Raw genomic sequence first — 10,611 nt, forward strand, 5'->3', positions numbered from 1 at the left:
AGGTGCCGGCTCAGGTACTGCGGGTGGCAGTGGCGGGCGAAATGCTGGCCGCGCGCCATGCCGGGCCGTACACCGCGCCCACGCCCAGCAGCCAGAACACGAGCGCGCCGGCCAGCAGATAGCCGGGCGGCAGGCGCGCCATTTCCAGCTGGCTTACCAGCAGCTGGTTCAAGCCCAAAGCCAGCACCACGCCGGCCGCCACGCCCACGCTGGTGATCAGGAAATTCTCCGTCAAAAAATAGCGCAGGATGTCGATGCGGCGGGCGCCCAAGGCGCGCCGCACGCCGATCTGCTTGCGCCGCTGCGTCACCCACAGGCTGGCGATGCCGACGATGCCGCTGGCCGTCACCAGCAGCAGCAGGGTCGAGACAGCGATCAGCATCCATGACAGCCCCTGATCGGCCCGGTAGCGCGCCTTGCGATGCTGTTCCAGGGTGTCGGTGGTGACCAGCAGCCGGTCCGTGCTGGTAGTGCGGATGGCCTGTTCCGCTTCCTGCATCAGACGGTCACGCTGGCCTGGTTCGGCTCGCACGGCGTATATCAGCAGGCCGCGCCCGCCCGTCAGGCGCGCCGGCAGCAGCGACGAATATTCGCCGCGCGGCTTGGTCTGCGCGCTCTGGGTCTGCAGCCGCTCGACGATGCCCACCACGCGCAGTTCCGGGTCGTCCGAGCCGGTGCCCTGGTACAAGGTCTTGCCGACAAAGCTGGTCTCGCCGGGCCAGATTTTCTGCGCCGCCGCCCGCGTCAGTATCAGAACCTTGGGCGAGCTCTCGTCGACGTCTTCGTTGATTTCGGGCGCCTCGTCAGGCCGGAAATCGCGTCCTTCGACCAATTGCAGGCCATAGGTTTTGATCAGCGAATCGGGACTGACATAGGTGGATACTTCGGCGCTGGCCGCGGCCTGGTCGCGCTTGGCGGACATGCTGGTGAAGTGGCCAGAGCGCGACAGCACCGCCTGTGACGTTTGCGCCACCGACATCACGCCTGGCAGCGCGCGCAGCAGTGCCGCCTGGCGCTTCTGCTCGGCCAGCTGGCGCTCATGGCTGCCACGGTTGAGGTTCTGGATATTGACGTAAAAAACGTCGTTTTCAGCGGCCACGCCGCTGGGCCGCGCGGCGACGGCCTGGCGCACGTTGACAATGTGCAGGGCGTTGGCCAGGATGGCCAGGCTGATCGCGACCTGCACGGCCACCAGGACGGCGCCGGTTTTGCTGCGCATCAGCGCCGACAGGATGGGACGGATTTCCATGCTGGACCTCATGTTGGGTAAAGGATGTTCATTGGGATTTGAGCTGGATGGCCGGCGTCACCTGGCAGGCGCGCCAGGTCGGCAGCAAGCCTGCCAGCAGGGCCGCCAGCACCGACATGGCAAACGTCAGCAGCAGCATCGGTACGTCCATGTGCGCGACGGTGCCCAGATCTTCCGACTGCTTGCTGACCACGGCCAGCGCGCCGAACGCCAGCAGCAGGCCCAGCACGCCGCCAGCCAGGCCGATGACGCCTGTCTCGATCAGGAACTGGCGGAAGATGTCGCGCCGCGTGGCGCCCAGCGCACGGCGGATGCCCACCTCGCTGGCGCGCACGGAAAACTTCGCCAGCAGCAGGCCGATGGTGTTGACCAGGCATAGCAGCAGGAAACCGAAGGCCAGCCAGGCCGCCAGCTTGTTGTCGTTGTCGACTACCTGCAAAAAGCTCATCCATTCGTTCAGGTCGTACAGGCGGTTCGGCGCGTTGCGCTTCATGCGCCCCAGCTTGCGCTGCTCTCCCGCATAGGCGTCCAGGTACTGCTGCAACTGGCCACGCTCGCCGCTGCCGGCCATTTCGAACCAGAACTGCAGCCAGGTGCAGCCCGAGGCGAGCCTGCCCTGGTAGCCGGGTGCGTTATTGTCGCCGTTGCAGCTCATGCCGCCGTCGTGCTCGGTTTCGTGGCGGATCGCGCTGGCAAATGGAATGAAGAATTCGTCCTCCGGACCGAACGCCCCCTTGCTGCCGATAATGTGATGGGCGCGCGGCACCACGTCCCAGGTGGCCAGCACGCCCGTCACCATGTAGGGCCGGCCCAGCACCGTCACGCGCTGGCCGACAGGGTTGTTCGTGCCCACCAGTTTTTCGGCCAGCGCGCGGCTGAGCACGATCACATCGGCGCCGCTGGCGTCATCGGCTTCGCTCCACGGCTGGCCGTACAGAAAGGGGGCTTCGAACATGCTGAAAAAATCGCGCGTGGGCGCCATCCCCTGGGCCTGGAAGGAACCGATATCCTTGCGCGCCGGCTCGACTGGCCCTGCCACGCCATACATGACGGTGCGGCGCACGCCCACCTTGCTGGCCATGAAATTGCGCGCGTCGATATAGCTCATCTGGGATTGCGCGAAGCCGGGTTTGTCGCCGGGCACGTAGCCCTTGACGGGCAGGATGTCGATCATCGGCACGAACAGGCGGTCGCTCTTGTGCGGCAGCGGGTCGCCCGACATGGCGTGCAGGATGGTGACGGTCGATACGCTGGCGGCCACGCCGACGGCCAGGGTCAGCACCATCAGCGCCGTCAGGGCGCGGTTGCGGCGCAGGCTGCGCAAGCCCAAGGTGAAATAGTAGCGGAACATGTGCTCTCCTTACACGGTCGCGGCGTGCTGCGGCTTGGCCGACAGCGTGGCGCGGTGCTGCACCAGATCCGACACCTGGCCGTCGATGATGTGCACGTTGCGCTGGCTGCGCAGCGCCAGTTCCGGATCGTGGGTGACCATCAGGATGGTGGTGCCTTGCGCGTTGATGTCTTCCAGCAGTTCCATCACGCCGCGCGCCATCTGCGTATCGAGGTTGCCCGTCGGCTCATCGGCCAGCAGCAGTTTGGGCGAGCCGGCCAGCGCGCGCGCGATGGCCACGCGCTGCTGCTGGCCGCCCGACAATTCGGCCGGATAATGCTTCATGCGCGAGGCCAGGCCCACCTTGGCCAGCGCGTCCTCGATGCGTTCCTTGCGTTCGGCGCGGTTGAAGCCCCGGTAGCGCAGTGGCACGTCGACGTTGTCGAACAACGACAGGTCGGGAATCAGGTTGAAACCCTGGAAGATGAAGCCCAGCTTTTCATTGCGCAGGCGCGAGCGGGCATTGTCGTCCATACCCCTGACGTTGACGCCGTCGAGGATGTATTCGCCGTCGGTGAATTCCTCGAGCAGGCCGGCGATGTTCAGAAAGCTCGTCTTGCCCGAGCCGGACGGCCCCGTGACGGTGACGAATTCACCTTGTTGCACATGGATGTCGAAGCCGCGCAGCGCGTGGGTTTCGATCATGTGGGTGCGGTAGACTTTGCTCAGGTTTTGCATGCGCAGCATGGAGGGCTCCTGGTTGGATGAGTGGCGTTAGTTGAGCGAGACGCGGGCCGCGTTCTCGAAGTTTTCCGTGCCGGCGACGACGACCTTGTCGCCCAGCTTCAAGCCGTCGAGGATTTCCACCGACGAGACGCTGGTCGCGCCCAGCTTGATCGGCGTGCGCATCGCCACGCCGTCGCGCACGACGTAGGCGAAACGGCCGCCTTCGGCCTCGACGAAGGAGCCGCGCGCCAGCATCAGCACATTCGGTTTTTCATCGATCAGCAGGCGCGCCGCCACGCGCTGGTTCTGGCGCAGGCCGGCCGGCTGCTCGCCGTTAAAACGCACGCGCGCCAGCACTTGGTTTTTCACCACTTCGGGCGACAGCGCCGACAGCTTGCCGGTCGCCCGGATGGCGCCTGTTTCGATTTCCGCGCGCATGCCCAGGCCGATGTCGGCGACATAGGTTTCCGGCACCTCGAGCTCGACTTCCAGCTGCGACAGGTCGACCAGGGTCATCAACGCAGTGTTGGCTTGCACCACGCTGCGGTTGGCCACCGACAGGGTGCCGATGAAACCGTTGACGGGCGCGCGCACGGTCAGTTCATCGACTCTGCGCTGGGCGTTGTCGCGGCTCAGGCGCTGGCGTTCCAGTTCGTTGACCTTGGTCTTGAGCGCCAGGGTCACGTCTTCGCTTTCCAGGCCCGCCGCCTGCGAGGCGTGCTTGCTGCGGATATCGGCGGAATTGAGCGCATCTTTCGCCTTCTGGTAATCGATCTTGGCAATGATGCCTACCTGCGCCACGCTTTCATAGCGTTCGAGCGTGCGCTGCGCGGACAGGCGCTCGATCTCGGCCGTATCGGCTTCGCGCCGCGCCAGCAGTTTCTGCTTCTTGGCCAGGATCTGCTGGCGCGCCACTTCCGCTTCCAGCTGCTGCACGCTGGACTGCTCACGTTTCAGCGCATCGGACAGGTCCGGCGACTCCAGCACGGCCAGGATGTCGCCCTTTTTCACCGTGTCGCCCGCCTTCGCTTTCAGCGTGACGGTGGCCACCGTGGTCGAATACAGGGTGGGGCTGATGGCGGCCACCACGCGGCCCGTGACGGCCGCGTCGCGTATCAGGGTGCCGCGCGTGACCTCGGCGATGCGCAAACGGCTGGCATTGACGGAATGCTCGCTGTTGCGCCAGCCGGCAACGACAGCGATGGCCGCGCCGATGACGATGACGGCGCCGGCCAGCAGCAAGGCGCGTTGCTTGTGGCGCTGGCCCGGCGGGGCGGACAATACGGCGTCTTGGGAAGAGGTATCGCGGATCATGGTCATGTCTCGTGGAGAATGGCTGCTCCAATGCACGATCCATGCCAGTTATTAAGCCGTTGATTTGATTGGGGAAAAATCCGGGCGTCCGGTTGTCCGCCGTGTCCGCGCTGTCCAGGCGGTGTCCGCGCGCGTCCGGCGTGCTGCAGGCCACCAACGGCATCGCCCTGCTGGCGCAGCGCGGTTTTGACGCCGGTATCACGGACAAGGCGGGGCGCGTCTTCGACTGGCTCAGCACGCACATGGCGCAGCCGGCCGATTGCGCGGGAGTGCTGGCGCGGGCTTGATGGCCGCCCTTATTTGTCCTGCTTCTCCGGCGTGCTCTTGTCGATCACTTCGCGGCAGTCGCCGCGGATGATGGCGTTGTCGTAGTTGGTCCAGCCGTAGCTGTCGACATAGCGCTTGTGCTGCTTGAAGCGGGCGCTGGCGATGCTCCAGTCGGGCTGTTCGCCGGCGAAGCGGATGTCGCCCAGGTCGAGCAGCGTATGGAACATGTTTTCCGTCGACAGGCGCGCCTTCTGATGGCGCCGCAGTTGCGTCACCTTGTCCGGATAGTGCTGCTGGAATTGTGGCGAATACCAGACGAAGGCGGGCACGTGGAATTCGAACTGCGTGTTGTGGCCATGGAAGGCCAGGCGGCAGGTGCCGTCGTACAGGGTCTGGCCGTGATCGGCCACATAGACGAGCGAGCTGCGCAGGGCGGTGCGCTGGCCGTCGTCCTTCAGCATGCCGATCACGTTTGACAGGAACCAGTCCGTGTACAGGATGGAGCTGTCATAGCTGTTGTTCAGCTGCGGCTTGATGGCCGTGTCCGTGTAGACGGGCTTGTCGACGCCGAACAGCGACGGCTGCCACTTGTCGAACGATTTCGGATAGCGCTGGCTGTAGTTCCAGTGGCTGCCCAGGGTGTGCAGCACGATGAGTTTTTTCGGCGCCGGGTCGGCCAGTGCGTTCTTGAACGGATCGAACAGGATCTGGTCGAAGTTCGAACTGTTGGTAAAGCCGCCCAGGTTCAAAAATTGCACCACGTCCGCTTCCTTGGCAAACACGGACACGGGCGTGTCGAACTGGCCGAACGAGATCTGGTTCGACAGCCAGTAGGTCTTGAAGCCCGCTTCCTTGTAGGCGGTCAGGAAGGATTTTTCCGAGAAGCCATCCTTGAGGCTTTGCGTGGCCGGCTTGCGCGAGATGATGACGGGCACGGACAAACGCGTGGCGGAAACGGCCGTGATGACGTCGGCCAGCGGCACCAGGTTGCTTTCCTGTTTCAGCAGGGGATTGGTGTCGCGTTCGTAGCCGTTCAGGCTCCAGCGGTCGTAGCGCGACGATTCGCCGATCACCATGACCACCACTTCCGGGTTGGTATCGGGCTGTTGCTGGTGCGCGCCGAAACGGAAGCTGCTGCTTTTCTGTCCCAGCTCGGCCAGGTATTTGCGTTCCTTGTAGAAATCGAAGCCGCGCGCGGCCAGGCCGAAGGGCCAGGAATTGCTGACGGTGTCGAAGGCGTAAGGCAGGCGCGCCCAGTGGGGCAGGCTGGGCCAGCCCAGGCCCGTCTCGTCGGCGCCGGCGATGCTGGCGTTCTCCGGCTTGCTGCTTTCCTCGTCTTCCTCTTCCGTTTCTTCGTCGGCCGAGCTGGCGTCGCCGAAGCCGGAAGCGCCCGCCTTGCCGCTGGCCGCCGGCTTGCTGGCCTTGGCGGACGCGGCGGCGCTGTGCACGGCCTTGGCCTCGAAACCGAATTCGTAGCCATACCACCAGAAGCCGCCCAGCAGGATCAGCAGCACGAAGGCGGCCGGGCGCGTCTTGCCGCGCCAGTCGAGGTCGCGCGTGCGCGCGGCCGCAAACCAGCTCAGGACGCACCAGGCGATCACGCCCAGCATGACGGCGCCCATCAGCCATACTTTTTGCCCGAGGAATTCCATCGCTTCCTTGGGGCTGGTTTCGAAGATGATGCCCAGGTGGTGCGTGGAAATGCCCTGGCCATAGAAGATGAACAGGTAGATTTCCGTCGGCAGGGCGAGGAAGGCGGGCACCAGCAGCCAGTGGAAGTGGGCGGGGCGCTTGAAGATGCTCCAGACGGCCAGCCAGGCCAGCAGCTCGAACGTGAGCATCTGCCACGGATGCTCGAGCGCCCGCCCCAGCAGCGCGGGGATGAAGGGCACGGCCGTCAGCAGGGCATACGTCAGGAGCAGGAACAGATTGGCGGGGCGAAGCAAGGAGCGCATAGGGGGGCGGCAGCAAAAAATGTCCGCTATTATCAGTCCTTTTGTTGTCTTGCGGTCATACAAGAATGTGCGCGCCAGATGCTTGCTGACAGAGAAAGAATGCCAAATCATCAATTGCCGCCGGGTGTCGGTGCCCGCCCGTCGCAGCCAAAGATTAGTCAAAATGCTACAAAAGCGCCTCTTTTTTGCCTTTTTTTATAGCAAAAAGCGGTAAACTGATTGACCCCCTGTAACACAAGGTCTAAACTAGCGAGTTCTCGATTTTATTCTGCTCATCGTTTACGTATTACTTGGCATTTCATGGCCGCTCCTAATCGAGTGGCTGCGGGCGCCTCCGGTGCGCAGTAGATGAAAGTGGGACGAGGTTTTAGTCGCCGGGCATCTTGCCCGGGTTATTAATCGTAGTTTTTTGTTGGATTTATAACGATGCCAACCATCAATCAATTGATTCGCAATCCACGCGTCGCTTTGACCGTGAAGAGCAAATCGCCGGCGCTGGAAAACAGCCCGCAAAAACGTGGCGTCTGCACACGTGTTTACACCACGACTCCAAAGAAGCCTAACTCGGCTCTGCGTAAAGTCGCTAAAGTTCGTCTGACCAATGGTTTCGAAGTTATTTCGTACATTGGCGGTGAAGGCCATAACCTGCAAGAGCATAGTGTTGTGCTGTTGCGCGGCGGCCGCGTCAAGGATTTGCCGGGTGTGCGTTACCACATGGTTCGCGGTGCTCTGGATACCCAAGGCGTTAAAGACCGTAAGCAATCGCGTTCGAAGTACGGTACCAAGCGCGCTAAAGCTGGCAAGAAGTAATAAGTTGTACGCAGCAAACCCAAGTTTCGCTCAGTGGCAACTAGCTAAGTGAATGTAGTCGACCGCATCTGGTCGAGTAAGTGGAAGACTATGATGGTCGTCCGCGAGTGTGCGAAGAACGCGCGCTCAACTGAAGATTGAAAGGAATTGATATGCCACGTCGTCGTGAAGTACCCAAGCGCGAAATTTTGCCAGATCCAAAATTCGGCAACACTGATGTCGCTAAATTTGTAAACGTGCTGATGCTGTCCGGTAAGAAATCGGTTGCAGAAAACATCATCTACGGTGCTTTCGAGCACATCGCAGCAAAATCGGGCAAAGATCCGCTCGAAGTTTTTGCTACCGCAATCAACAACGCCAAGCCGCTGGTTGAGGTGAAATCCCGTCGCGTCGGTGGTGCAAACTACCAGGTGCCGGTCGAAGTTCGCCCAGTCCGTCGTATGGCTCTGTCCATGCGTTGGTTGCGTGAAGCTGCTAACAAGCGCAGCGAAAAATCGATGCCACAACGCCTCGGCGGTGAGCTGATGGAAGCGGCTGAAAGCCGCGGCGGCGCGATGAAAAAACGCGACGAAGTCCATCGTATGGCTGAAGCGAACAAAGCGTTCTCGCATTTCCGCTTCTAATATAAAGCCAGCTACCGCAAGGCGGCTGTCAAGCATCTGTTGTTCGAGGCCGGGCTCATTTTTGCAAAAAAATGCTGCTCGGTTTTGTCCATTCATTTAGGATTAATTATGGCCCGCAAGACCCCCATTGAGCGCTATCGTAATATCGGTATCTCCGCTCACATCGATGCAGGTAAGACGACCACGACCGAGCGCGTCCTGTTCTACACAGGCGTGAACCACAAGCTGGGCGAAGTCCATGATGGCGCTGCCACCACCGACTGGATGGCACAAGAGCAAGAGCGCGGTATCACGATTACCTCGGCTGCTGTTACGTGCTTCTGGAAAGGCATGGCAAACAACTTCCCAGCTCACCACATCAACATCATCGACACCCCAGGCCACGTTGACTTCACCATTGAAGTGGAACGTTCGATGCGCGTGTTGGATGGCGCCTGCATGGTTTACTGTGCAGTCGGCGGCGTGCAGCCACAATCGGAAACGGTATGGCGTCAGGCTAACAAGTACAAAGTGCCACGTCTGGCCTTCGTGAACAAGATGGACCGTACCGGCGCCAACTTCTTCAAGGTCTACGATCAGATGCGTTCGCGTCTGAAAGCCAACCCAGTACCTATTCAGATGCCTATCGGCGCTGAAGACGTCTTCACCGGTGTTATCGATCTGGTCAAGATGAAAGCGGTTATCTGGGACGACGCTTCGCAAGGCATGAAGTTCGAATACGGCGACATTCCTGCACACCTGGCCGCTGATGCTGCCAAGTGGCGCGAAAACATGGTTGAAGCCGCTGCTGAAGCGTCGGAAGACCTGATGAACAAGTACCTGGAAGAAGGCGACCTGTCGGAAGCCGAGATCAAGGCTGCTCTGCGTCAGCGTACCATCGCCAGCGAAATCGTTCCAATGTTGTGCGGTACCGCCTTTAAAAACAAGGGCGTACAAGCCATGTTGGACGCGGTCATCGAGTACCTGCCATCGCCAATCGACATTCCACCTGTCCCAGGTCTGGACGAGGACGAGCAGCCAGTCGAACGCGCAGCTGACGACAATGAGAAATTCTCGGCATTGGCGTTCAAGATCGCAACCGATCCGTTCGTCGGTCAGTTGTGCTTCATCCGTTGCTACTCGGGTACCCTGAATTCGGGCGACTCGGTGTTGAACTCCGTGAAGCAGAAGAAAGAGCGTATCGGCCGTATCGTGCAGATGCAAGCGAACGAACGCGAAGAAATCAAGGAAATGCGCGCTGGCGACATCGCCGCCGTTGTGGGTCTGAAAGACACCACCACCGGCGACACGCTTTGCGACGAAAAAGCCAGCGTCGTTCTGGAACGCATGGTCTTTCCTGAGCCGGTGATTTCGCAGGCAGTCGAGCCAAAAACCAAGGCCGACCAGGAAAAAATGGGCCTGGCGCTGAACCGCCTGGCAGCAGAAGATCCATCGTTCCGCGTGCGTACCGATGAAGAATCGGGCCAGACCATCATCGCCGGTATGGGCGAGTTGCATCTGGACATCATCGTTGACCGCATGAAGCGCGAATTCAACGTTGAAGCCACCGTCGGCAAGCCACAAGTGGCTTACCGCGAAACGATCCGTAAAGTGTGCGAAGAGTCGGAAGGCAAATTCGTCAAGCAATCGGGTGGTCGTGGTCAATACGGTCACGTGGTTCTGAAGATCGAACCGCAAGAACCGGGCAAGGGCTTCGAATTCGTTGACGCGATCAAGGGCGGTACCGTTCCTCGCGAATACATCCCTGCAGTTGAAAAAGGTGTGCGCGACACGCTGACTTCGGGCGTGATGGCTGGTTACCCAGTCGTTGACGTGAAAGTCACGCTGTTCTTCGGTTCGTACCATGATGTTGACTCGAACGAAAATGCATTCCGCATGGCCGCTTCGATGGCATTCAAAGATGGCTGCCGCAAAGCATCGCCAGTCATCCTGGAGCCGATGATGGCCGTGGAAGTGGAAACGCCGGAAGACTACGCCGGTACCGTGATGGGCGATCTGTCGTCGCGTCGCGGCATGGTGCAAGGTATGGATGAAATTGCTGGCGGTGGCGGCAAGATCATCAAGGCCGAAGTGCCTCTGTCGGAAATGTTCGGTTACGCCACGTCGTTGCGTTCGTCGACCCAAGGTCGTGCGACTTACACGATGGAATTCAAGCACTATGCTGAAGCACCTAAGCATGTGACTGAAGCAATCGTAAGCTCGAAAGCTAAGTAATAGAAGTTCCGGGCCGGCTTTCACGAGAATGCCGGTCCCTACATTTAAATCATTGTTCTAAGGAAGAATAAAATGGCAAAAGGTAAATTCGAACGGACCAAGCCGCACGTCAACGTCGGCACC

At 60.8% G+C, this 10,611-nt stretch carries 9 protein-coding genes; 4 read left to right on the plus strand and 5 right to left on the minus strand.

The features are described 5' to 3' along the window. Positions 1-10: 10 nt before the first annotated feature. Genes VM94_RS02880 through VM94_RS02895 form a run of 4 tightly spaced genes read right to left on the minus strand, consistent with a single transcriptional unit; the run spans position 11 to position 4,619 of the window. The gene (locus VM94_RS02880) at positions 11-1,249 is read right to left on the minus strand and encodes an ABC transporter permease (RefSeq protein WP_046682102.1); all 1,239 of its coding nucleotides are present in this window, start codon (positions 1,247-1,249) and stop codon (positions 11-13) included. Between the two features lie 28 nt (positions 1,250-1,277). Beyond that, the gene (locus VM94_RS02885) at positions 1,278-2,600 is read right to left on the minus strand and encodes an ABC transporter permease (protein WP_046682103.1); all 1,323 of its coding nucleotides are present in this window, start codon (positions 2,598-2,600) and stop codon (positions 1,278-1,280) included. A gap of 9 nt (positions 2,601-2,609) precedes the next feature. Then, entirely contained in the window at positions 2,610-3,326 is a 717-nt protein-coding gene (locus VM94_RS02890; RefSeq protein WP_046682104.1) for an ABC transporter ATP-binding protein, read from the minus strand. A 27-nt stretch (positions 3,327-3,353) separates the two neighbouring features. After that, complete coding sequence (locus VM94_RS02895; protein WP_046682116.1) at positions 3,354-4,619, minus strand: efflux RND transporter periplasmic adaptor subunit; 1,266 nt, start codon at positions 4,617-4,619, stop codon at positions 3,354-3,356. Between the two features lie 101 nt (positions 4,620-4,720). On the opposite strand from VM94_RS02895, the gene VM94_RS02900 reads away from it, so the two are divergent. Continuing rightward, a complete protein-coding gene (locus VM94_RS02900; protein WP_138828934.1) occupies positions 4,721-4,906 on the plus strand; it encodes a hypothetical protein in 186 nt (61 codons plus the stop codon). A 9-nt stretch (positions 4,907-4,915) separates the two neighbouring features. On the opposite strand, the gene VM94_RS02905 is transcribed toward VM94_RS02900, so the two are convergent. Beyond that, a complete protein-coding gene (locus VM94_RS02905) occupies positions 4,916-6,841 on the minus strand; it encodes a phosphoethanolamine transferase (RefSeq protein WP_046682106.1) in 1,926 nt (641 codons plus the stop codon). 426 nt (positions 6,842-7,267) lie between these two features. Here VM94_RS02905 and rpsL point away from each other — a divergent pair, with 426 nt between their 5' ends. The 3 genes from rpsL to fusA all read left to right on the plus strand — a co-directional run bounded on the left by rpsL (position 7,268) and on the right by fusA (position 10,488). Continuing rightward, complete coding sequence (rpsL, locus tag VM94_RS02910) at positions 7,268-7,651, plus strand: 30S ribosomal protein S12 (RefSeq protein ID WP_010394376.1); 384 nt, start codon at positions 7,268-7,270, stop codon at positions 7,649-7,651. A gap of 152 nt (positions 7,652-7,803) precedes the next feature. Continuing rightward, positions 7,804-8,274: a 30S ribosomal protein S7 gene (gene rpsG, locus VM94_RS02915; RefSeq protein ID WP_010394377.1), complete on the plus strand. Its 471-nt coding sequence runs from the start codon at positions 7,804-7,806 to the stop codon at positions 8,272-8,274. A 108-nt stretch (positions 8,275-8,382) separates the two neighbouring features. Then, on the plus strand, positions 8,383-10,488 hold the full coding sequence (gene fusA, locus VM94_RS02920) for an elongation factor G (protein ID WP_046682107.1): 2,106 nt from the start codon (positions 8,383-8,385) through the stop codon (positions 10,486-10,488). The last annotated feature ends 123 nt before the right edge of the window (positions 10,489-10,611 follow it).

Source organism: Janthinobacterium sp. KBS0711, assembly GCF_000988085.1.
Taxonomy (GTDB): Bacteria; Pseudomonadota; Gammaproteobacteria; order Burkholderiales; family Burkholderiaceae_D; genus Janthinobacterium; species Janthinobacterium lividum_E.